Genomic DNA, 213 nt, shown 5'->3' with positions numbered 1-213 from the left:
ACTGTATAATTTCCTGCATCCGTTCCTGTTAAGGTATAACTTCCTGTGGTAGCAGTTACTGATATTCCAGTCCCTACATCAACACTTGCAAAATCCCAAACTGTTGGTGAACCTCCGATACTTACAACATCTCCTCCTACAATTCCTACTAATGGGGTTCCGCCTAAAGTTACCGTAGCATCATTGTTTCCATCATAAGTCTTACTATCTGCT

The 213-nt window shown here is 41.3% G+C and carries 1 protein-coding gene; it reads right to left on the bottom strand.

The features are described 5' to 3' along the window. On the bottom strand, positions 1–213 hold a 213-nt coding region (locus Q0958_RS18920), incomplete at both ends, for a YDG domain-containing protein (protein WP_299126136.1).

This window comes from uncultured Tenacibaculum sp. (assembly GCF_947499065.1).
In the GTDB taxonomy this organism is placed as follows: Bacteria; Bacteroidota; Bacteroidia; order Flavobacteriales; family Flavobacteriaceae; genus Polaribacter.
This window is presented reverse-complemented; position numbering and strand designations above follow the sequence as displayed.